The 22,875-nt window shown below is 63.9% G+C and carries 17 protein-coding genes and 2 tRNA genes; 10 read left to right on the top strand and 9 right to left on the bottom strand.

The window, feature by feature from the left end:
- Window positions 1–38: 38 nt before the first annotated feature.
- Window positions 39–602 carry an alkyl hydroperoxide reductase subunit C gene (ahpC, locus tag AC0IYS_RS01485; RefSeq protein ID WP_471703517.1) on the top strand — a complete coding sequence of 188 codons (564 nt, stop codon included), beginning with the start codon at window positions 39–41 and terminating at the stop codon, window positions 600–602.
- Window positions 603–713: 111 nt separating this feature from the next.
- The gene (gene ahpF / locus AC0IYS_RS01490; RefSeq protein WP_471703518.1) at window positions 714–2,309 is read left to right on the top strand and encodes an alkyl hydroperoxide reductase subunit F; all 1,596 of its coding nucleotides are present in this window, start codon (window positions 714–716) and stop codon (window positions 2,307–2,309) included.
- A gap of 155 nt (window positions 2,310–2,464) precedes the next feature.
- Here the strand turns inward: ahpF and AC0IYS_RS01495 are convergent, their stop codons facing one another.
- The 4 genes from AC0IYS_RS01495 to AC0IYS_RS01510 form a co-directional block, all read right to left on the bottom strand.
- On the bottom strand, window positions 2,465–3,769 hold the full coding sequence (locus tag AC0IYS_RS01495; protein ID WP_471703519.1) for a PepSY-associated TM helix domain-containing protein: 1,305 nt from the start codon (window positions 3,767–3,769) through the stop codon (window positions 2,465–2,467).
- Between the two features lie 63 nt (window positions 3,770–3,832).
- Entirely contained in the window at window positions 3,833–6,034 is a 2,202-nt protein-coding gene (locus tag AC0IYS_RS01500; protein ID WP_471703520.1) for a TonB-dependent siderophore receptor, read from the bottom strand.
- Window positions 6,035–6,274: 240 nt separating this feature from the next.
- Window positions 6,275–7,402, bottom strand: coding sequence for an AI-2E family transporter (locus tag AC0IYS_RS01505; protein WP_471703521.1), 1,128 nt, complete (start codon window positions 7,400–7,402; stop codon window positions 6,275–6,277).
- A complete protein-coding gene (locus AC0IYS_RS01510) occupies window positions 7,399–7,878 on the bottom strand; it encodes a cyclic nucleotide-binding domain-containing protein (protein ID WP_471703522.1) in 480 nt (159 codons plus the stop codon). Before AC0IYS_RS01510 ends, AC0IYS_RS01505 begins: the two co-directional genes overlap by 4 nt.
- 280 nt (window positions 7,879–8,158) lie before the next feature.
- On the opposite strand from AC0IYS_RS01510, the gene AC0IYS_RS01515 reads away from it, so the two are divergent.
- Together AC0IYS_RS01515 and AC0IYS_RS01520 are read left to right on the top strand one after the other, a co-directional pair.
- Complete coding sequence (locus tag AC0IYS_RS01515) at window positions 8,159–10,552, top strand: TonB-dependent receptor plug domain-containing protein (RefSeq protein ID WP_471703523.1); 2,394 nt, start codon at window positions 8,159–8,161, stop codon at window positions 10,550–10,552.
- Complete coding sequence (locus AC0IYS_RS01520; RefSeq protein ID WP_471703524.1) at window positions 10,549–11,856, top strand: aminotransferase class V-fold PLP-dependent enzyme; 1,308 nt, start codon at window positions 10,549–10,551, stop codon at window positions 11,854–11,856. The genes AC0IYS_RS01515 and AC0IYS_RS01520 overlap by 4 nt, the downstream gene beginning before the upstream one ends.
- 58 nt (window positions 11,857–11,914) lie before the next feature.
- Here AC0IYS_RS01520 and AC0IYS_RS01525 read toward each other — a convergent pair.
- Both AC0IYS_RS01525 and AC0IYS_RS01530 read right to left on the bottom strand, forming a co-directional pair.
- A tRNA-Asp gene (locus tag AC0IYS_RS01525) sits at window positions 11,915–11,991 on the bottom strand.
- 22 nt (window positions 11,992–12,013) lie between these two features.
- Window positions 12,014–12,089, bottom strand: a tRNA-Val gene (locus AC0IYS_RS01530).
- A 176-nt stretch (window positions 12,090–12,265) separates the two neighbouring features.
- Between AC0IYS_RS01530 and AC0IYS_RS01535 the strand changes: the two genes are divergently transcribed.
- The 3 genes from AC0IYS_RS01535 (at window position 12,266) to AC0IYS_RS01545 (ending at window position 15,768) form a co-directional block, all read left to right on the top strand.
- Entirely contained in the window at window positions 12,266–13,549 is a 1,284-nt protein-coding gene (locus AC0IYS_RS01535; RefSeq protein WP_471703525.1) for an MFS transporter, read from the top strand.
- A gap of 79 nt (window positions 13,550–13,628) precedes the next feature.
- Complete coding sequence (gene dinB, locus AC0IYS_RS01540; protein ID WP_471703526.1) at window positions 13,629–14,786, top strand: DNA polymerase IV; 1,158 nt, start codon at window positions 13,629–13,631, stop codon at window positions 14,784–14,786.
- Window positions 14,787–14,871: 85 nt separating this feature from the next.
- The gene (locus tag AC0IYS_RS01545) at window positions 14,872–15,768 is read left to right on the top strand and encodes a recombination-associated protein RdgC (protein ID WP_315216218.1); all 897 of its coding nucleotides are present in this window, start codon (window positions 14,872–14,874) and stop codon (window positions 15,766–15,768) included.
- Between the two features lie 146 nt (window positions 15,769–15,914).
- Here the strand turns inward: AC0IYS_RS01545 and AC0IYS_RS01550 are convergent, their stop codons facing one another.
- Window positions 15,915–16,400 carry an asparaginase domain-containing protein gene (locus tag AC0IYS_RS01550; protein WP_471703527.1) on the bottom strand — a complete coding sequence of 162 codons (486 nt, stop codon included), beginning with the start codon at window positions 16,398–16,400 and terminating at the stop codon, window positions 15,915–15,917.
- 141 nt (window positions 16,401–16,541) lie between these two features.
- On the opposite strand from AC0IYS_RS01550, the gene AC0IYS_RS01555 reads away from it, so the two are divergent.
- A complete protein-coding gene (locus tag AC0IYS_RS01555) occupies window positions 16,542–17,309 on the top strand; it encodes an L-asparaginase (protein WP_471703528.1) in 768 nt (255 codons plus the stop codon).
- A gap of 29 nt (window positions 17,310–17,338) precedes the next feature.
- Here the strand turns inward: AC0IYS_RS01555 and AC0IYS_RS01560 are convergent, their stop codons facing one another.
- Window positions 17,339–18,337 (bottom strand): D-2-hydroxyacid dehydrogenase family protein, encoded by a 999-nt coding sequence (locus tag AC0IYS_RS01560; RefSeq protein WP_471703529.1) that lies wholly within the window; start codon window positions 18,335–18,337, stop codon window positions 17,339–17,341.
- A 313-nt stretch (window positions 18,338–18,650) separates the two neighbouring features.
- Between AC0IYS_RS01560 and AC0IYS_RS01565 the strand changes: the two genes are divergently transcribed.
- A complete protein-coding gene (locus AC0IYS_RS01565) occupies window positions 18,651–20,513 on the top strand; it encodes a phosphoenolpyruvate carboxykinase (GTP) (protein ID WP_471703530.1) in 1,863 nt (620 codons plus the stop codon).
- 113 nt (window positions 20,514–20,626) lie between these two features.
- Entirely contained in the window at window positions 20,627–21,277 is a 651-nt protein-coding gene (locus AC0IYS_RS01570; protein WP_471703531.1) for an HAD hydrolase-like protein, read from the top strand.
- Here AC0IYS_RS01570 and AC0IYS_RS01575 read toward each other — a convergent pair.
- A complete protein-coding gene (locus AC0IYS_RS01575) occupies window positions 21,243–22,679 on the bottom strand; it encodes an aldehyde dehydrogenase family protein (RefSeq protein WP_471703532.1) in 1,437 nt (478 codons plus the stop codon). The genes AC0IYS_RS01570 and AC0IYS_RS01575 overlap by 35 nt on opposite strands.
- Window positions 22,680–22,875: the final 196 nt, after the last annotated feature.

Here is a 22,875-nt window from a genome sequence, read left to right on the forward strand (position 1 = left end):
GGCGTCTCAATGATTCACAACCCCACGAGGAAACCACAATGTCTCTGATCAATACCCATGTAAAACCATTCAAGGCAACCGCATACGCTAACGGTAAGTTCATCGACGTGAGCGACGAATCCCTGAAGGGCAAGTGGTCGGTTCTGATGTTCTACCCAGCCGACTTCACCTTCGTTTGCCCAACCGAACTGGAAGACCTGGCCGATCACCAGCCTGAATTCGCCAAGCTGGGCGTGGAAGTGTACGGCGTGTCGACCGACACCCACTTCGCGCACAAAGCATGGCACGACACCTCGGACGCGATCAAGAAAGTGAACTACCCGCTGATCGGCGACCCGACCGGCACCCTGTCGCGCAACTTCGAAGTCATGATCGAAGAAGAAGGCCTGGCACTGCGCGGTACCTTCGTCATCAATCCGGAAGGCCAGATCAAAGTGATGGAAGTGCACGACAACGGCATCGGCCGCGACGCGTCGGAACTGCTGCGCAAAGTCAAAGCCGCGCTGTACGTCGCTTCCCACCCAGGCGAAGTGTGCCCAGCTAAATGGACCGAAGGCGCAGCGACCCTGACCCCATCGCTGGACCTGGTCGGCAAGATCTAAGTTGTAAAGCTGAGCGCTTGAAGCACGCAGCACACAAGTAGTTACCGCGATGCCGGACCGGGCGTCCGGCCCGGCATACGCCTAAATATTTGTAAAAAGGAAGAAAAAATCATGTTGGATGCAAATCTCAAAGCCCAGTTGAAAACCTACCTGGAAAAAGTGGTGCAACCGATTGAGATCGTCGCATCGCTCGACGACAGCGCCAAGGCCCGCGAGATGGAAGAACTGCTCCAGGAAATCGTCCTGTTGAGCGACAAGATCACCCTCGTCAAGCGCACCGACGACGCCGAGCGCAAGCCGTCGTTCAGCATCAACCGCCCCGGCACCGATATCGGCGTGCGTTTCGCCGGCATCCCGATGGGCCACGAATTCACCTCGCTGGTGCTGGCACTGCTGCAAGTGGGCGGCCACACCATCAAGTTCGACGACGCCGTCATCGAACAGATCCGCAACCTCGACGGCGATTACGCCTTCGAAACCTTCATCTCGCTGACCTGCCACAATTGCCCGGAAGTGGTGCAGGCGCTCAACGCGATGTCGGTGATTAACCCACGCATCAAGGTCACCACCATCGACGGCGGCGTGTTCCCGAAAGAAGTGGAAGAACGCCAGATCATGGCGGTGCCGATGATGTTCCTGAACGGCGAGCATTTCGGCCAGGGCCGCACGAATGTCGAAGAGATTTTGGCCAAGCTGGACACCAACGCCGGCGCCCGCCAGGCGGCCGAGCTGAGCAAGAAGGACGTGTTCGACGTGCTGATCGTCGGCGGCGGTCCCGCCGGCGCCGCAGCGGCAGTGTACGCCGCCCGCAAAGGCATCAAGACCGGCGTGCTGGCCGAGCGTTTCGGCGGCCAGGTGCTCGACACCCTGGCGATCGAGAACTTCATTTCGATCAAGGAAACCGACGGTCCGAAATTCGCCGTGGCGCTCGAGCAGCACGTCAAGGAATACGAAGTCGACATCATGAACACGCAGCGCGCCGCCAGCCTGGTGCCGGGCAAGCTGATCGAGATCACCACCGCCACCGGCGCGACCTTGAAGGCCAAGTCGGTGATCCTGGCGACGGGCGCCCGCTGGCGCGAAATCAACGTGCCGGGCGAAAAGGAATACCGCAACCACGGTGTCGCCTACTGCCCGCACTGCGACGGTCCGCTGTTCAAGGGCAAGCGCGTGGCGGTCATCGGCGGCGGCAACTCCGGCGTCGAAGCGGCGATCGACCTGGCCGGCCTGGTCAAGCATGTGACGTTGATCGAATTCGGCGCCGAGCTGCGCGCCGACGCGGTCCTGCAACGCAAGCTGCGCAGCCTGGCCAATGTCACTGTGATCACCTCGGCGCAGACCACCGAGATCCATGGCGACGGCAAGATCGTCAACGGCCTGAGCTACAACGACCGCGTGTCGGGCGAAGCGAAAAAGGTCGAGCTCGAAGGCGTGTTTGTGCAGATCGGCCTGGTGCCGAACACCGAGTGGCTCAAGGGCACCTTGGCGTTGTCGCGCCACGGCGAGATCGAAGTCGACGCCCGTGGCCAGACCTCGATTCCGGGTGTGTTCGCCGCCGGCGACGTCACCACGGTGCCGTACAAGCAGATCATCATCGCCACCGGCGAAGGCGCGAAGGCGGCGTTGTCGGCCTTCGATCACCTGATCCGCTCGGACGACGAGGAAGTGGTCGAGGAATCCGCCGAGAAGCACGCGATGACCGCGTAAGCAACCGCGGCATCAAATGAAAACCGGGAGCAAGCTCCCGGTTTTTTTACGTCCCAGCAACTCCGGGGTCAGGTCCACTTTTTCTACACGGCCTGGTCTGTATAGCCTGGCAAGGCTGAGCTCCTGTAGAAATGGTGGACCTGACCCTGGAGTATCTACTCGGCAACCAGCACGCTGCGCTGGCGCTTTTGCGCTACCGTTACGCGCGAGGCGCGCTTGCGCCACCAGATGATCACGCCCGTGACGCTGAGCATGGCGACGACCACGCCCATGAACGAGATCAGGATCCGGCCCGGCAGGCCGAGGATGCGGCCAGAATGGAGCGGGAACTGGGCCTGCAGGAAAATGTCCGCCGCCGTGCCCTTCCATGGCTGGCGGTCGCCCAGCAGGCGGCCGTCGGCGCCGTCGTAATACAGCGCGGCCGTGCCGACGCCGCCGGTGCCGTGGTCGTTGCCGGGCGTGAAGAAGCTGACGCCGTAGATGCCGAATTCCTGCGAATAAAACACGCCGCCGGCCGGCTCGGCCCACTTGCGGTTGATCGCTTCGTTGCTGGCGCGCTCGATCACTTCGGCGCAGCCCAGGCGCGGCTCGATCGGGTGGTGCTTGTCGGCCATCGGGCGCGTGTCGAACGGCGTCGGCGTGACCTGCGAGAACGTCTTCATCACCGGCGCGAACACTTCGTTGTACAAGTTGAGCGAGAACGCGGTGAAGGCGAGGATGAACAGCAGCGCCCAGGTCCACAGGCTGAACGCGCGGTGCAGGTCGAAGTTGAGCTTGTTGCTGCCGCCGTTCCAGCGCACCTTCCACGCCGGCTGCCAGCGCTGCCACCACGATTTGCCGGCCGGTAGCGGCTTGTCGCCGGCGATGTCGTCGCGGGCGATGGCGCGCGCGGCGTTATTGGCGCCACGCCGGCGCACCGGCAACGTCAGGTAGAAGCCGACGAAGCAATCCAGGGTCCAAATGATGGCGATGCCGCCCAGCAGCCAGATGCCCCAGCGGTCGATGCCCCACATTTCGGGAATGTGCAGGGTGTAATGCAGGCGGTACAGGAACGAGACGAAGGTTTCCTTGGTGATCGGCCACACCGCGCCCCATTCGCGCTTGCCCAGCTCGGCGCCGCTGACGGGGTCGACAAAGACCTGGTTGAAGCCCGGCTCGGCCAGTTTCCCTGTGGCCGGATCGACGCGCGGACTGATACCCAGCGCGAGCGATTCGCCCTTTTGCGCGTGCAGCGGAATGTACGACACGCGCACGTCCGGGTAGCGCGCCTCGACCTGCCGCGCCAGCGCCAGCGACGCTAACGCCGGACCTTCGGTGTGGGCTTCCATCAGGTGCGGATTGAGCACGTCGTCGAGCTCATGGTCCCACGAAATGATGGCGCCGGTGACGCCGCTGATAAACAAAAAGCCGGCCATGAGCAGGCCGGCGTAGCGATGAACCAAAGTCCAGAAGGCGCGCAAGGTAACCTCCAACAATGAGAAAGCAAAAAAGACCGCGCCGGCGTGGGCGCGGTCCCAGGCGGGTCAGAAGCGGTACTTCAGCGACACCGACGCGGTGCGTGGCGCGGCGTAAGTGATGGCGCCGTACGCGGCGAACATGCCGAAGTGTTTCTTGTCGAGCGCGTTGTTGATGTTGACTTGCGCCGACAGCTGCTTGGTGATGTCATAGCGCGCCATCAGGTTGACCAGGCTGAACGAATCTTGCTCGATCAAACCCTTGGTGCTGGTCGGCGCCGATGGGTCGACCGTGTAGGTGCGGCCTTCCCAGTTGACGCCGCCGCCGACCGTCAGGCCGCTCAGTTGGCCCGGCAGCTGGTAGGTGGTGTACACGCGGAACAGCTTGCGTGGATAGATGCTGTTGAAGTCGGCGCCTGTGGCCTCTTCCGCCTTGAATTGCGTGTAGCCGGCGGTGGCGTTCCAGCCGCGCGCCAGTTCGCCCGACACCTCCAGCTCGAAGCCGGTGCTGGTGGCGCCCTCGGCGCCGCGGTAGTAGACCTCCGGAACGCTTTGTCCCGGGCGGGTTACGTTGCCGGCTTCCTGCGCCAGGTTGTCCTGTTTGATGCGGAACACGGCCAGCGAGGTGTTCAGGCGGCCACCGAAGTGCTCGCCCTTGATGCCGCCCTCGTAGCTCTTGCCGACCACCGGATCGAGCGAGTCGCCGGCGAAATTCTTCTGGCTTTGCGGCTGGAAGATGTCGGTGTAGCTGACATAGGTCGAGTAGGTGTCGTTGAGGTCGTAGACCAGGCCAGCGTACGGCGTCACTTCCTTGTCGTACTTCATCGTGTACGGCGCGGCGTAGCTGAGCGTGACGTCCTTTTCGTAGTTGGTCACGCGCGCGCCGAGGATCAGCTTGAGCGGATCGGCCAGCGAGAAGCGCGCCACGCCGTACAAGCCTTCCTGCTTGGTGACGCCGCCTTCGTAGAATGTCTGCGGACCCCAGGTCGGGTTCGGGTAGGCTGCCGCGTTCCAGTTGTTGAAGTCGCCCACGCCCGACGGCTGCGAGCCGAAATCGGCGGCGCGGCTGTTGGCGTTGAACTTCTGCTTCGAGTGCATATAGCCGAAGGCCGCCTCGTGCTTGCGTCCGCCCAGCTCGAACGGTCCGCTGGCGTGCAGGCCGGCGTCGTCCTGCTTGGTGTGGGTGACGTAGGAGCCGGAGAAGGCGAACATGCCGGTGCCGGTCACGCGGTCGGGCACGCCCGACAGGTACAGCAGGTGGGAATCGCTCTTGCGGTCGCCGTGGCTGTAGGTGGCGCGCACCTTCCAGCCGTTGTCGAAGGTATGTTCGAGGTTGGCGAAGCCGTTGTTGTAGGACGTCGGCCACTCGCTCCAGTCCGCGGCGGCCGTCTTCGAGATCGGCCAGTTGGTGCGCGTGCCGTCGGTGTACCAGAACGGCAGGCCGCCCCAGTTCGCGCCTTTCGGATCGGTCTCCTGGCGGCTGAAGCCGGCGGAGAGCAAGGTCTTCGGCGTCAGGTCCGCCTCGACGGTTGCATAGATGGTCTTTTTCTTGTCGCTGGCGTAGTCCATCCAGCTGTCCGCCTCCTGGTACCCGCCGACCACGCGCGCGCGCACGTTGCCGGCCTGGGTCAGCGGGGTCGACACGTCGACCAGCGCGCGGCGCTCGCTGAAGCGGCCGACGCCGATTTCGGCTGAGCCGGTCAGCTCCTTGCTGGTGGCGCGCTTGCGCACCAGGTTGATGGCGGCCGACGGATTGCCGGCGCCGGTCATCAGGCCGGTGGCGCCGCGCACCACTTCCACGCGGTCGTAGATGGCCAGGCTGCCGGCCACTTCGCCCGAGCTCCACGGCTGCTCCCAGGTGGTCGGGATGCCGTCGATTTGCAGATTGGTGATGTCGAAGCCGCGCGCGGTAAAGCCGGCGCGGTTGGTTTCGTACTGGTTGACCGAAACGCCGGTGACGTTGTTGATGACATCGGTGATCGACACCAGGCCTTGGTCCTCGATGCGCTGCTGGGTGACCACGGAGACCGACTGCGGTGTGTCGCGCAGCGACAGGCCCAGCGGCAAAGCGGTGCGGGTGCGGCCGGTGGTGTATGAGCCGGTGCCTTCGGTGGTGTCGCTCATCTTGTCGGCGGTGACTTCGACCTGCGGCAGCACGGCGCTGTTCTGGTCGGCGATCTGTGCTTGGGCGATGAAGGGCATCGCCAGTCCCACGCAGAGGGCGAGTTGGTTCAGTTTGAGACGCTGGTGGGCGCGGGCGTGCGTATTCATTGATTCCTGTTATGAGTTTTGGCGAAAACGGGGGGAGGCGGGAAAGATTGTAATTACTGGTATTCCAGCCGAAACAGGAATGATAACGATTCTCATTCAAAAGTCAATGGAAATCGCCGGCACGCGGCGGTCCGACCATGCCTCGGGGTCAAGTCTGTCTTTCGGACACGTCCTGATCAGTAGGCGTCCCGTACAGCTGTGGTCGTGTCTGAATGACAGACTTGACCCCCGCAGGGTGTTTTACGTGACGAGGTCGATGCTGGCCTGCTTGTCGCGCAGGTGGATGGCGTTGCGGTGCCGCGCGCGCAGGCGTGCATCGGTGACCAGGCGGCCCAGCGTTTCGCCGACGACCATGACCACGCCGAGCAGCGGCAATACCAGCATCAGCCCGGCCACGCCGGCCACGTAGCCGCCAATAAAGATCATCAGCACCGTGATGAGCGGGTGGATGTGCAGGCTGCGGCCCAGGGTCAGCGGCATGAAGACGAAGTCGTCCAGCAGGCGCACCAGGATGAACACGCCAATGGCCAGGTAGGCCACCGACGGATCGCCGGGGACGTCGGTCGAGGCGACCATCACCACCAACACGCAGCCGAGGATGGAGCCGACATACGGCACCCACGCCAGCACCGCCGCGATCAGCCCCAGCACCAGCGGCGAGGACACGCCGATCGCCCACAGGCCCAGCGCCAGCACCGCCGTGTCGAGCAGGGTCAGCTTGACCAGGCCCTGGAAGTAGCGGTGCGCGGTCTGGTCGACTTCGTGCAGCAGGCACAAGGTCTTTTCAAAGAACGCGTTCGGCACCGCGCGCGCGAGGAATTTCTTGAAGCGCAGGCCGTCGCGCAGGAAGAAGAAGGTCAAAAACGGCGCCAGCAGCAGCGATGGCAGCCACGCCGCCACCGACACCAGGATTTCCGTCAGGTGCTTTTGCACGAAGGTGCCGGTGAACGAGTTGACCCGGCTGTTGACGGTGCGCGCCAGCTTGACCTGCTTCAGGATGGGGAACTCGCGCTCCAGCGACAGCATCGTCTGGCGCACGAATTCCAGCCCGCCGGTGATGTAGCGGCCCAGCATGTCCTGCCACGGCTCGGAGGGGCCGGAATCCCATTGCATGGCGATCACGATGACGATCAACAACACCAGCAGGAACGCCGAACCGACCGTCAGGATGGCCGCGTTCACGCGCACGCCGGCGCGGATCAGGCGCTGCATCGGCGGTTGCATGATGTAGTACAGCACGATGCCGAACAGGAAGGGGATCGCCAGGAACAGCATCTGCTGCAACAGGAACAGCAGCGCGCAGGTGGCGGCGATGATGCCGCTCCAGACCACCGGACCGGCCCGCTGTTGGGTGGGCATGAACGTCATAGCGCCTCGAAATGCGGCGCCGCGCCCATCCATTCGCGCAGGCGGGTGCCGATGTGGCGCGCCAGGGCCAGCGCGATCTTGTAGCCGATCACCGCGTCGGTTTCCATCAGTCCCATGAAGTCTGCGCGGAAGAACACGGCCAGCTCGCAGTTTTCCAGCGCGCGCGTCTGGGCGTTGCGCGGCGAATCGTCCAGCAGCGCCATGTCGCCGAAGAAGGAGCCGGCCGACAGCTCGGCCACCACTTCGCGTCCGGCAGCCACCTGGCGGCTGACCAGCACCCGGCCCGACATCACCACATACAGCGCCTGGCCTTCCTCGCCTTCGTCGAAGATGATCTCGTCGGCGAGATAGCGGCGCTCATGCATCAAGCCATCGACGGTCTTCAGTTCGAGGGGCGTCAGCGAGGCGAACAGCGCCGAATCCTTCAGCCGCAGCAAGCGCGGCGACAAAGTGGGGGACCTGAAAAAGCCGAACATCGAGAAAAAACTCCAAGTGGGGGAAGTAACGCAATTGCGCGGTATCGCTGCCGATTGGCGGCCTATGGCAGACATTGTCGCCGGTTTTACGCCATTAAAGCCTTTAGTCGCGGAAATTTTTGCAAATTACACACATGCCGTACATTTCAGGCATGAATCGCGTCATGCCCCTGACACACTGGTTTTGTAAGCTCATGCCCGCCCGCTTCGCCGACGTTCATCCCACTTGAATGAAATTAATAGAAGTTGAGGTTATTTTTTTCTTAACCAGATTGAGCCAATGACTATCAAACGCAGCCAAATCGCCATCGCCGCCGCCCTGTGCGCCTACAACGCATTGCCCGGCGCCCACGCCCAGAACGCCGGGTCCGTCTCATCCGCCGACGTGGCGCAGGCGCAGCAATCGGTGATCGTGACCGGCACCCGCAGCAGCAACCGTACTCAGTTCGACACCCTGGCGCCGGTCGATGTGTTCACCCGCGAGGAAATCGGCGCCGTCGAATCGTCCGACCTGAACGATGTGCTGGCGCAACTGGTGCCGTCGTATGTAGTGCAGCGTCTGCCGATGGCGGACGGCCAGGTGTTCGTGCGTCCGGCCACGCTGCGCGGCCTGTCGCCGGACCAGACCTTGGTGCTGGTCAATGGCCGCCGCTTCCACCGCAGCGCCTTGCTTGGCGCGCGCGGCGCCCAGGCGCCGGATCTGGCGCAGATTCCGACCAGCGCCATCAAGCGCATCGAGGTGCTGCGCGACGGCGCCTCCGCCCAGTACGGCTCGGATGCGATCGCCGGCGTCATCAACATCATTCTCGACGACTCGGTCGGCGGCGAGCTGACCGCGCGCCATGCGCAGTACAGCGAGGGCGACGGCAAGTCCAACGAACTCAACGCCAAATACGGTTTCGCGTTCGGCGACGACGGCCGCGTGCTGCTGTTTGCCGAGGCGGCGAAGTCGGACCCGACCTCGCGCACCCGTCAGCGTCCGGACGCGATCGCCTTCCAGGCCGCGCATCCGACCCTGGCCGTGCCCAATCCGGTGCAGCGCTGGGGCCAGCCGGAGCTGGAGAGCCAGCGCGCCGGCTTAAACGCCAGCCTGGGCCTGGCGGGCGACACCGTGCTGTATGGCCACGGCCTGGTCGGCCACAGCGATGGCACGTCCGATTTCAACTGGCGCAATCCCGACACCAGCACCAGCGTCTACAAGACCGGCGCCGTGTTCCCGGGTTGGGACGTGCGCAGCATTTATCCGCTGGGCTTTAGCCCGCAGTACACCAACAAGCAGGATGACCTGCAAGTGCTGGCCGGCGTGCGCGGCCGCTTCAGCGAGGCGCTGGCGTGGGATGTCAGCGCGTCGTACGGCGCCAACGCCATCGATTACGGCCTGCACAACTCGATCAACGCCTCGCTCGGACCGAACAGCCCGACCTCGTTCTACCTGGGCCGCCTGACGCAGCAGGAAAAGCTGGTCAACGCCAACTTCAACTACGAGTGGCGTACGCCGGCGCTGGCGCAGCCGGTGAACGTCGCCTTCGGCGCCGAGTACCGCAACGAGACCTACAAGGTCCGGGCCGGCGATCCGGCGTCGTACGCGGTGGGGCCGGGCGCGGCCGCCGGGCTGGACGCCAACTCCAACGGCGCGCCGGGCTTCAGCGACCGCCAGGCCGGCAGCTGGGGGCAGGACAGCTACGCCGCCTACCTCGACGTCGAGGCGCCGCTCAGCACGATGATCACCGTGGGCGCGGCGTTGCGCTACGAGGACTTCTCCGAATTCGGCGACACGCTCAACGGCAAGCTGTCGGCGCGCCTGGCGTTGTCGCCGGACTTCGCGTTGCGCGGCTCGTACTCGACCGGCTTTCGCGCGCCGACGCCGGGCCAGCTCAACACCAACAGCACCAGCCAGGGCCTCGACACCAAGACCTTGCTGGTGTTCACCACCGGCCGCCTGTCGAACGGCGATCCGCTGGCCGTCGCGCTGGGCGCCAAGCCGCTGCAGCCGGAAAAATCGAAGAACCTGTCGCTGGGCTTCACGTGGAAGACGGCGCTGGGCCTGTCCGGTTCGGTCGACCTGTACGACATCAAGCTGCGCGACCGTTTCAGCACGTCGGCCTCGTTTGCCGTGCCGGCCGGCGTCGCCAATCCGCTGCGCTACACCTCGGTCAGCTATTTCACCAACGACTTCGACACCACCACGCGCGGCGTCGATGTGGTCGGCAGCTACCTGAGCCGCGTCGGCGACGGCAAACTCAACTTCACCGCCGCGTTCAACTACAACAGCACCAAGGTCGATAGCGGCAGTTCGAGCGTCGCCACCAACGCCAGCCAGCGCACCGTGTTCGAGGAGCGCCTGCCGCGCCAGAAGGCGACCGTCAGCGCCACCTACGACCTCGGCGCCTGGAGCGCCCTGGCGCGCCTGCGCCACTACGGCGCCTGGACCGACAGCACCGGCAACGCCACCGGCGACATCTTCCAGCGTTTCGGCGCGATGCGCTTCCTCGACCTCGCGGCCAGCGTCAAGATCGCCAAGAACCACGCGCTGCGCTTCGGCGTCGACAACGTCCTCAATAAGTACCCGGACGAAGCGGTGTTCCAGGCCAGCCGTGGCCTGATCTACTCGCGCAACGCGCCTTACGATACCGATGGCCGCAATCTCTACATCGACTACACGGTGAAGTTTTGAGCCAGCCTGATTTGAGCCGGCGCGCCTTGCTGCGCGCCGGAGCGATGTTGTCCTTACCTTTGTCCTTGGTGCCGGCCGGTGCGATGGCGTCGAACACCTCGCCGGCATTTCCGGTGCGCCCGCTACTGGGGCCGGAATCGCTGGCCGCCGATACCGACTACTGGCAATCGGTGGCGGACCTGTACGACATCACCGACGAGGTGACGATGCTCGATAACGGCTATTGGGGCTCGATGGCGCGGCCGGTGGCCGAGGCCTACGAGCGCCACACGCTGGAAGCCAATCGCGGCAACGCCTACTACGGCCGCGTGCAGTTTCCGGCCGAGTACGAGGCGGCGCGCGCGCGTGCCGCCCAGGCGCTGGGCGTCGAGCGCGACGAGATCGTCTTCACGCGTGGCGCCACCGAGGCGTTGCTGGCGCTGATCGGCGGCTACAACAAGCTGCGTCCCGGCGACGTGGTGCTGTGCGCCGACATCGACTACGACAACATGATCAAGGCCGTGCACTGGCTCAAGGAGCGGCGCGGCGTCGAGGTGGTGTCCATCGCCATGCCGGAGCCGGCCACATACCAATCGCTGATCGATTGCTACGCGCAGGCGATGGACCGGCATCCCGGGCTGCGCATGATGCTGCTCACCCACGTCAACCACCGCAACGGCATGGTGCTGCCGGTGGCCGAGATCAGCCGCATGGCGCGCGAGCGCGGCATCGACACAATCGTCGACACGGCGCACGGCTTCGGCCAGCTCGACATGCGCATCCCGGATTTGCAGGCGGATTTCGTCGGCATTAATCTGCACAAGTGGATCGGCGCGCCGGTCGGCGTCGGCGCTGTCTATATCCGGCGCGGGCGCGTGGCCGATATCGATCCGTACATGGGCGAGGCCGCCGGCGACGATATCCGCACGCGGGTGCACACCGGCACCATCAACTTCGCCGCGTATTTGTCGTTGCCGGTGGCGCTGGATCTGCATCAGCGCATTGGTGTCGCCAACAAGCAGGCCAGGCTGCATCGGCTGCGCAACCGATGGGTCGAGCAGGTGCGCGGGATGGCGGGTGTTGAGGTGCTGGCTTCCGCCGATCCGCGTCTGACCAGCGCGATTTCGTCGTTCCGTTTGAAGGGCCGCGCGTCGGTGGCCGATAATCTCGCCCTGTCCCGGCGCCTGTTGCGGGAGCATCGCGTATTCACCGTCATGCGCGACGGCCTCGCCTCCGGCGCGTGCGTGCGCGTGACGCCGTCGATCTTCACCTCCGAGGCGCAGGTCGACCAGTTCGTCGCGGCGCTGGAGCGGGTGGCGGTGTAGCGTTTTCTGAAGCGGAAATGAATAAGGGCCCGATCGAAATCGGGCCCTTAAGGAATGTTGGCGGAGTGGACGGGACTCGAACCCGCGACCCCCGGCGTGACAGGCCGGTATTCTAACCAACTGAACTACCACTCCTAATTCGTTTTATCGTTTTCTCTGGTGGGTGCTGAGAGGGTCGAACTCCCGACCTACGCCTTGTAAGGGCGCCGCTCTACCAACTGAGCTAAGCACCCAGAAAACTTATCAGCGTTGTTTCATTTAACTGCTACAACTGCTGAACGAGGCCGTATTCTACAAGCTGGTTTATCGGTTCCGCAAGGGGTTTTGTAAATAATTTAGAAAAATTGCCCGCGCGCCTGTTTGGGGGTGTCAAGATAGGGCCGCGACGAACCACGAAGAAAGAGACCCCATGCGGCGCAACGACACCAGTAGCGATCCCCTCGACAGCCTGTACCGCCGCGTCAGCTGGCGGCTGATGCCGTTCCTGTTCCTGTGCTACGTGGCCGCCTATCTCGACCGCGTCAACGTCGGCTTCGCCAAATTGCAGATGCTGTCGGACCTGCGCTTCAGCGATACCGTGTACGGCATCGGCGCCGGCATCTTCTTCGTTGGCTACTTCCTGTTCGAGGTGCCGTCCAACTTGCTGATGACGCGCACCGGCGCGCGCATCTGGATCGCCCGCATCATGATCAGCTGGGGCGTGATCTCGTCGGCGATGATGTTCGTTGACAGCGTCGTCAGTTTCTACGTGCTGCGATTCCTGCTCGGCGCGGCCGAGGCGGGCTTCTTCCCCGGCATCATCCTCTACCTGACCTACTGGTATCCGGCGCACCGCCGCGCGCGCATGGTGGCGTTGTTCATGAGCGGCGTGGCCGTGGCCGGCGTGGTGGGCGGTCCGCTGTCGGGCTGGATCATGAAAACCTTCGCCGGGCTGCACGGCTTGAGCGGATGGCAGTGGCTGTTCCTGCTCGAAGGCGTGCCGTCGATGTTGCTCGGTATCTGGACGCTGTTCTATCTGGACGACGGCATCCGCGCGGCCAAGTGGCTCAGTGAAGGCGACAAGCAACAGCTGGAGCAAGCGATCGCCGAAGACCGCAAGCAACAACAGCACATGCCGCTCGCGCAGTTGTTCAGCAACGGCAAGGTATGGCTGCTGGCGCTGGTGTACTTCCTGTTCGTGATGGGATTGTATGGCGTCAGTTTCTGGCTGCCGCAGCTGGTCAAGAACAGCGGCATCGACGATGTCTTCACCATCGGCCTGCTGACAGCCATTCCGTATTTCGTCGCGGCGGTGGTCATGGTGCTGGCCGCGCGCCACTCGGACCGCAGCGGCGAGCGGCGCTGGCACGCGGCGGTGGCCGCGCTGGCCGGTGCGCTGGGACTGATCGTCGCCACCGTCTACAGCGACAACACCGTTATCGCGATGGCGGCGCTGAGCGTGGCGACAGCCGGCATCCTGACGACGTTCCCGATTTTCTGGAGCCTGCCGACGGCGATGCTGGGCGGCGCGGCGGCGGCGGCCGGCATCGCGCTGATCAACTCGGTCGGCAACCTCGCCGGCTTCGTCAGCCCGTACCTGGTCGGCGCGATCAAGGACGCCACGCACAGCACGGCCAACGGCATTTATTTGCTGGCGGCCAGCCTTGTGGCGGGTGCGGTGCTGGTGGTGGCTGGGGTTCGGCGGCCGGGTTGATTGCTGGCCTGGACTTGCAGCCTGGGCAATTTCCGTGGATACTGTATGAATTCACAGTAATTAGTTCCAAATCTGGCACATGACTGACGATACCCGGCGCATCGCCCACCTCGACATGGATGCGTTCTACGCCTCCGTGGAGCTGCTGCGCTACCCGGACCTGCGCGGCCAGCCGGTGGTGATCGGCGGCGGGCGCGACGCCCAGCCGGTGTTGCAGGAGGACGGCACGCACCGCTACGCCCGCCTGCGCGACTATGTCGGCCGCGGCGTCATCACCACCGCCACCTACGAGGCGCGCGCGCTGGGCGTAGGCTCGGCCATGGGCATGATGAAGGCCGCCAAGCTGGCGCCCGACGCGATTCTGCTGCCGGTCAACTTCGACGCCTACCGCCATTTCTCACGCCTGTTCAAGGCCGCCGTGGCGTCGATCGCGCCGGACTTCGAGGACCGGGGCATCGACGAGATTTATATCGACCTCACCCGCGTCGAGGGCGAAACGCGCGAACTGGCGCAGCGCATCAAGCAGGCCGTGCGCGACGCCACCGGCCTGTCTTGCTCGATCGGCATCACGCCCAACAAACTGCTGTCGAAAATCTGTTCCGACCTGGAAAAGCCCAACGGCCTGACCATCCTCGGCTACGACGACATCCCGGCGCGCATCTGGCCTCTCGGCGTGCGCAAGATCAACGGCATCGGCCCCAAGGCCACGGAGAAACTGGCCGCGCTCGGCATCGAAACCATCGGCCAGTTGGCCGCCGCCGACGCCGGCCTGTTGCAGGACCACTTCGGCGCGCACTACGCCGGCTGGCTGGCCACGGCCGCGCGCGGCATCGACCACCGTGAAATCTCCACCAGCTCCGAGAGCAAGTCGATCAGCCGCGAAACCACCTTCGAGCGCGACCTGCACGCGCGCCAGGACCGGGGCGCGCTGTCCGGCATCCTGACGTCGCTGTGCGACCGGCTGGCGGACGACCTCAAACGCAAGGGCTACGTCAGCCGCACCATCAGCATCAAGCTGCGCTTCGACGATTTCCAGATCGTCAGCCGCAACGTCACCCTGCCGCAGCCAGTGGCGGACCCGACCGCCATCCTGCACGCGGCGCGCGAATGCCTCAAGCGCGTGCCGCTGGAACGGCGCCTGCGGCTGCTGGGCGTACGGGCCAGCACGCTCGAACCGCCGCCGCCGGAAGGCGCAACGCACGCCCGGCGCGGCGTGCAGGGCGACCTGTTCGCATAGTTTCAATCCCACCACAATCGGTCGGGGGCGGCCGCCACCGTGTAAAATGGCGCTCCCCTGGCATTACTGAACAAGGCACTCACTCATGTGGTTTAAGAATCTTCAGATTTACCGTCTGCCGGCCCCTTGGGCCTATACCCCTGAACAATTGGAAGCCGCCCTCGCTCCCCACTCCTTCGTACCAGCCAGCAGCAACGAGTTGCTGCGCCAGGGTTGGGACACGCCGCGCCCGAACGGCGGCCTGGTGCACGTGGTGAACAAGCAAATGCTGATTCTGCTGGGCACGGAGAAAAAACTGCTGCCGTCGACCGTGATCAACCAGGTCGCCAAGGCCCGCGCGGCCGAAATGGAAGAAGCGCAAGGTTTCGCTCCTGGCAAGAAAGCCATGAAAGAATTGAAAGAACGCGTCGCCGACGAGTTGTTGCCGCGCGCGTTCTCGATCCGCAGCAACGTCTGGACCTGGATCGACCCGGTCAACGGTTGGTTGGTGGTCGACGCGGCCAGCCCTGCCAAGGCCGACGAAGTGATCAAGCTGTTGCTGAAGGCTGTCGATAAACTGCCGCTGGAAAGCCTGCGCGTACAGCGCTCGCCGGTGGGCGTGATGACCGAGTGGCTGCAGGCGGACGACGCCCCGGCCGGCTTCACGGTCGACATGGACACCGAGCTGCGCGCCACCGGCGAGAGCAAGGCCGCCGTGCGCTATGTGCGCCACACGCTGGAAGCGGACGAGGTGCGCCGCCACATTGCCGCCGGCAAGCAGTGCACGCGTCTGGCCATGACGTGGGACAGCAAGATTTCCTTCGTGCTGACCGAATCGTTGGCGATCAAGGGCATCAAGCCGCTGGACGTGATCGCCGAAAAGGAATCGAGCACCAAGAACGACGAAGAGCGTTTCGACGGCGACTTCATGCTGATGACGGGCGAGCTGAACAAGCTGATGGCCGACGTCGTCGAGGCATTGGGCGGCGAAGCGAAAGCCTAAGGTTTGGGATAAAAAAAGCCGCGACATCGCAGGATGTCGCGGCTTTTTTACGTCTGAATAACCCGCTACGCCTTTGCCTATACGCGTGCACCGCCACCTAAGGGTCGGACCCCGTACGGGGTCCGACCCTGGTTTGCCGTGCGGGTTTACAGCGGCTGGAACACGCCGGCCGCTTTGTTCTTTTGCACGTTATCCCATGCGAAGATCTTGCCGTTCATCGCCACATACACGCCGGGCGGCAAGGTTTGCGCTACGCCGCAGGCGAAGCCGAGGTTGAACAGCGCGTCCGAATTGGCGATCTCGTAGGGGATCATCGCGCCGGTCAGCACGATCGTCTGGCCGAGTTCCGCTGGCCCGAGCACCATGGCCGTTTGCGGCATGGTGTCGGTGCCGTGGATGATCACGATCGCCTTCTCCGGCGCGGCGCGGCACGAGGCCAGGATGCGTTCGCGGTCGGCGTCGACCATGTCGAGCGAATCCATCAGCGGCAATGTTTCAAGCGCCACATCGACGGTCAGGCGGCAGCGTTCCAGCAGCGCCGGCACGTGGCTCTCGGCGAAGCCCAGGGAGCCGTTCAATTCGTTGTAATGTTTGTCGAAGGTGCCGCCGGTGGCGAGGATGCGCAGGGTCATAATAAAAGCTCAAGCTAAGGAAAATGACCTGCATCATAACCCAAACCCCCGGCTACACCGCAGCGTAAAAAAGAGGGAGCGGCGGGCTGGAAAGTTGGGCATACTAGGTCTACACTGGTTTCTTTTGTCCGCCTCCGCACCATGAAAGCCCTTGCTCCCGGAACTGTTATTTTTCATCGCCATCGCGGCTACGGCGTCATCACGACGGTCAATCTGCTGACCGGCTGGATCTCCGCCCGCTTCGGCAGCGAGTCGCGCACGCTCGACCTGAACCTGTCCACCGACGAGGTGCAGTTCGCCGACGGCGAGGCGATCCTGTTCCGCCGCGCGCCGCCCGACCGCATGCCCCACGCGCGGCTGATGGCGGTGGTGCGCGCGCTGCACAAGGCGGGGTATCAACGGCTCTATTTGTATTCCTGGCCCAAGCCGTCCGGCTTGCACTGGCGCTGGCATTTGTTCACCGGTCGGCGCGACTGGATGCAGCGCTCGTGGCGCGAGGGTTGGTACGGCTCCGGGGCGGACTACAACGTCAACCCGGTAATGGGCTGGGGCGATTCGCCCGGCGCCACCACGGAGGAGCTGATCCACGCGCTGGCCAAGTTCGACCCGCAGGGGCTGGCGCAGGCGCTGGGGCGCGACGAGGACCACACCGCGTGGTTCGACAGCGTGTGCGAGGCGCTGCTGCCAGGGTATATGTACAGTCTGGACATGCAGCGTCCCGACGGCGGGCCGCTGACGGACGTGCCGGCGGTGCCGGTGATCCCGGTGCGCGCGACCTTGCCGCCGTACGCGGGGCCGGAGATCGGCTGGCCGCCCGGCTGGGCCGGCCTGTGGAACAAGGTGCACGTGATGCCGGCGCCGCGCATCAACCTGACCGGCCTGCCGGAAGTGCCGGAGCAGACCGATTAGTCCTTGCCGCCCAGCGATGAGAGGGCGTTTTACATCCGCGCGTTGGCCTTGTATTCCGGGTTGTTGATCTTGTCGCAAGTGCCGTTCGCGAAATCGACGATGTTCTGGAACGCGTGGCGGAAGTACAGCTCGTAGCTGTCCTGCTCCACGTAACCCAGGTGCGGCGTCGCCAGCACGGTGGGGATGCGCAGCAGCGGGGACGTCGCCTCCAGCGGCTCGGTCTCGAACACGTCGATCGCCGCGCAGCCGGGCCGGCCTTTGTTGAGCGCCTGCTCCAGCGCGTCGGGCGCCACCAGCTCGGCGCGGCTGGTGTTGACGAACAGCGCCGTCGGCTTCATGCGCGCCAGATCGTCCGCCGTGACGATGCCGCGCGTGTCCGGATGCAGCCGCAGGTGCAGGCTCAGCACATCGGCCTCGCCAAAGAACGCCTCGCGCGACGCAGCAGCCGCGTAGCCGTCTGCCACCGCCTTGTCGCGGCTGCCCTGGCTGCCCCAGACCACCACCTTCATGCCGAATGCCCGGCCGTAGCCGGCGATCAACTGGCCGATCTTGCCGTAGCCCCAAATTCCAAGCGTACGTCCCTTGAGCACGACGCCCAGTCCATTCAGCTGCGGGTTGACCGAGGCGGTCTGCCACAGCCCATCCTTCAGATTGGTTGCGTAGGGCACGATCTTGCGCGCGGCGGCCATGATTAGCGCCCACGTCAGCTCGGCGGGCGCGGTGGGCGAACCGACGCCCTCGGCGATGGCGATGCCCAGCTCGGTCGCGGCGGCCACATCGACGTGTCCCGCCAGCTTGCCCGTCTGCGAAATCAGCTTGAGGTTCGGCAGCTTGTTCAACAGCGCCCGATTCAATGTAGTGCGCTCACGGATGAGCACCAAAGCGTCGAATGGCGCCAACCGGATTGCCAGTTGTCCCAGCCCTTTTGTTGTGTTATTGAACACTTTGACATCATGCCCGCGCAATAAATCATAGCAGGCGAGCGTGGCGGTTGCGTTCTGGTAATCATCGAGAATAGCGATTTTCATGGGAGTTAGCCGATCTTATAATGAAATTCGTAGCGAAATAACAGTGTCAGAAAGAACCGGAATAGCTTACTACTTTAGTCAACCAATTCTCCTACATTTTTGATTGAATCGCCTATTGACGGGTGTACAATCGCTCAAAAAATGAACAACTCCCCATCAAAAAGAGTTGCGCGCCAGTGCAGACACTGGCGCTTTCGACAAGACCGCCGTGATCCGCCGACCCATTTCGAATGGGCTTCCGAGCGCAAGCCACAAGCTGACGACGATCCTGCCGCGTAGGGACCAAAGAATTCTTAATTGTATTGGAGGTACTATGAATCAGCCCGTCATGGGTGGCGTTGCCACATTGAACGTCCCAGCTTACATCAAACAACAAAAACTGATCAATTGGGTGGCGGAAATCGCCGCGTTGACCAAACCGGACCGCATTTACTGGTGCGACGGCTCGCAGGAAGAGTACGACCGCCTGTGTTCCGAAATGGTCGCCGCCGGCACCATGAAAAAGCTGAACCAGGAAAAGCGTCCGAATTCCTACCTCGCCTGCTCCGATCCGACCGACGTCGCCCGCGTCGAAGACCGCACCTACATCTGCTCGACCACCAAGGAAGAAGCCGGCCCGACCAACAACTGGATGGACCCCGCAGAAATGCGCGCGACCCTCAATCCACTGTTCGACGGCTGCATGGTCGGCCGCACGATGTACGTCGTGCCGTTCTCGATGGGCCCGCTAGGTTCGCCGATCGCGCACATCGGCGTCGAACTGTCCGACTCGCCTTACGTCGCCGTCAACATGCGCATCATGACGCGCATGGGCAAGGCCGTCTATGACGTGCTGGGCACCGACGGCGAGTTCGTGCCGTGCGTGCACACCGTCGGCGCGCCGCTCACCGCCGGCCAAAAAGACGTCGCATGGCCATGCAACCCGACCAAATACATCGTCCACTACCCTGAGACCCGCGAAATCTGGTCCTACGGTTCGGGCTACGGCGGCAACGCGCTGCTGGGCAAGAAATGCTTCGCGCTGCGCATCGCCTCCAACATGGGCCACCAGGACGCGGCCAAGGACGGCATGGGCTGGCTGGCCGAACACATGCTGATCCTCGGCGTCGAATCGCCTGAAGGCAAGAAGCACTACGTCGCGGCGGCCTTCCCGTCGGCTTGCGGCAAGACCAACTTCGCCATGCTGATCCCGCCGGCGAGCTTCGACGGCTGGAAAGTCACCACCATCGGCGACGACATCGCCTGGATCAAGCCGGGCGCCGACGGCCGCCTGTACGCGATCAATCCGGAAGCCGGTTACTTCGGCGTTGCCCCCGGCACCAACGAAAAGACCAACTTCAACTGCATGGCCTCGATGCGTGAAAACACCATCTTCACCAACGTCGCGCTGACCGACGACGGCGACGTCTGGTGGGAAGGCCTGACCAAGGAAGCACCGTCGCACCTGATCGACTGGCAGGGCAAGGACTGGACGCCGGACGCCGGCACCAAAGCCGCGCACCCGAACGCCCGCTTCACCGTCGCCGCCAAGCAGAACCCGGTGATCGACGCGGCCTGGGACGATCCGGCCGGCGTGCCGATCTCGGCCTTCATCTTCGGCGGCCGCCGCTCGACCACCGTGCCGCTCGTCACCGAAGCGCGCAACTGGGTCGAAGGCGTCTACATGGCCGCGACGATGGGATCGGAAACGACCGCCGCCGCCGCCGGCCAGATGGGCATCGTGCGCCGCGATCCGTTCGCGATGCTGCCGTTCATGGGCTACAACATGAGCGACTACTTCCAGCACTGGCTGAACCTGGGCGAAAAGCTGGGCAAGGTCAACGCCGCCACGTTGCCGAAGATCTACTGCGTCAACTGGTTCCGCACCGACGACCAGGGCCACTTCGTCTGGCCCGGCTTCGGCGACAACATGCGCGTACTGAAGTGGATGCTGGAACGCATCGAAGGCGCGGCCGGCGGTATCGAAAACATCTTCGGCACCACCCCGCGCTTTGGCGACCTGAAGTGGGACGGCATCCCGTTCTCGCCGGAAGAGTTCGAAACGATCACCTCGATCGACAAGGACGCCTGGCGTGAAGAGTTGAAACTGCACGAAGAACTGTTCACCAAGCTGGCCTACCACCTGCCGAAGGAACTGACCGCAGTGAAAGCCGAGCTCGAGCAGCGCTTAGCGTAATTGTTGTGACACGTAGGGCGGATTAGGCGGAACGCCGTAATCCGCCATGCATGAGCTGTTGACGACTCATGCATGGCGGATTACGCTACGCTAATCCGCCCTACGTGTTTCCTATGTCCAGCAAGCTCATCATCTTCGATTTCGACGGCACGCTGGCCGATACCTTTCCCAGCTTCGTGCGCGTGTTCGACCAGGCCGCCGACAAGTACCGCTTCAAACGCCTCGACCGCGAACGCCAGAGTGTTTTACGTGGACTGGATGCCCGACAGATCATGGCGCATCACGATATCCCGCTATGGAAAGTGCCGGCCATCGCGCGCTTCATGCGCGCCCGCATGGCCGACGATATTGCCAACATCAAACTCTTCGCCGGCATCGACCGTATGTTGCGCGCCTTGCACGCGCAGGGCGCGACGCTCACCATCGTCACCTCCAACTCCCCGGGTAATGTGCGCGCCATCCTCGGGCCGGAGCTCATGGCGCTGTTCAACCATGTGGAATGCGGCGCCGCGCTGTTCGGCAAGCCGTCCAAAATACGCAAGGTGCTCGCCGCCACAGGCATCGCGCCAGAGCACGCGATGCTGATCGGCGACGAGATCCGCGACGCCAAGGCGGCCGGCGACACCGGCATCGGCTTCGGCGGCGTGGCCTGGGGCTTCAACAATGTCGACGCGCTGGCCGCCCAGCATCCGCAGCGCATCTTCCGCCACGTCGATGACCTGCTCGATCTCAGTCCGGATACTGTGCTGCTTCGCCAAGGATGACCTTCGGCTCTAGATACGCATCCAGGCCGTAGGGACCGAATTCGCGGCCGATGCCCGACTGCTTGAAGCCGCCGAACGGCGCGATCAAGTCGTCGTGCATGCCGTTGATATGTACCCGGCCCGCGATCAATCGCCCGGCTATCCGATTCGCGTGCGCCAAGTCCGTCGAGCTGACATAGGCCTGCAATCCATACGGCGTATCGTTGGCGATGGCGACCGCTTCGTCCTCGGTCCCGTAGGTGAGTATCGACAGCACCGGCCCGAAGATCTCCTCCCTGGCGATGGTCATCGACGGCGTGACGTTGGCAAATACCGTCGGCTTGACGAAGTAGCCCGCCTCCAGCCCTTGCGGCTTGCCAGGACCGCCGGTCAGCAGCTCCGCGCCTTCCTCGATGCCGATGTGGATGTAGTGCTGCACGCGCTCATACTGCTTGCTGGTGACGATAGGACCCAGCGCCACGCCGGCATCGCGCGGATCGCCGACCGTCACCGCTTCCGCCGCCGCCCTGGCCAGCCGCTTGACCTGTTCCAGCCTGTGCGCCGGCACCAGCAAGCGCGTGCCCGCGATGCACGCCTGGCCGTTGTTCATGAAGCAGGCCTGGATCGCCATCGGTATCGCCTTATCGAAGTCGGCGTCGTCGAGCAGCACGTTGGCGCTTTTCCCGCCCAGCTCCAGCGTCACGCGCTTCATCGTATCGACCGCCGCCCGCGCGATGGTCTTGCCGACCAGGGTGGAGCCGGTGAACGAGATCTTGTCGATGCCGGGATGGGCGCTGATCTCGGCGCCGACCACGTCGCCGCGCCCATTGACGATGTTGATGACCCCCGGCGGCAGTCCGGCCGCGTGGAAGCATTCGGTGAGGATCTGGTTCTGCACCGCGCTCAATTCACTCGGCTTGACCACCACCGTGCAGCCGGCCGCGATGGCGGTGGCGACCTTGTTGGCGATGAACCAGGCGCTCGAGTTCCACGGTGTGATGATGCCGACCACGCCCACCGGCTCCAGCATCACCTTCGAGACGCCGACGGTTTTGACGAAGGCATGATCCTCCATCACCTTTTTCACATCCAAAAACATCTTGGCGGTGTAGCGCGATCGTCCGACGCTGGTCTTGAGTGGACCGCCGTACTCCTCGACGAGCGCCTGCGCCGCATCGTCCGCGCGCGCGGCCACGGCGTCGTGCAGCTTTTGCAGATACGCGCCGCGTTCCTCCTTCGTAGTACGAGAAAACGCCGGGAAGGCCGCCCTGGCGGCGGCGATGGCGCGGCGCGTGTCCTCGACATCGCCCAGACGCACTTGGCCGGTCAGCTGGCCGGTGGTGGGGTTGACGAGATCGGCCATCTCCGTCCCGTGGGGGATAACGAATTGTCCGTTGATGTAGATATGTTCGATGTTACGCATGGCTAGGCTCCTGTTTCGACTTGGTGGAATAGGTGCGTCCATTCTAGAAAGCGCAACGCCCGCGCGTCAGTGGGGTTCCTGCACGATCTTTGCCTGATTCTGCCTGTCGCGCAAAAATGCGCTTTGCTACCGCGTTTTCGCCATCCGTCACAAAAGCCCGCCGCCGCGCCGTCGCTTCATTTACAGTGCATGCTCG

The sequence above is a fragment of the Duganella sp. AC237 genome, assembly GCF_979254035.1.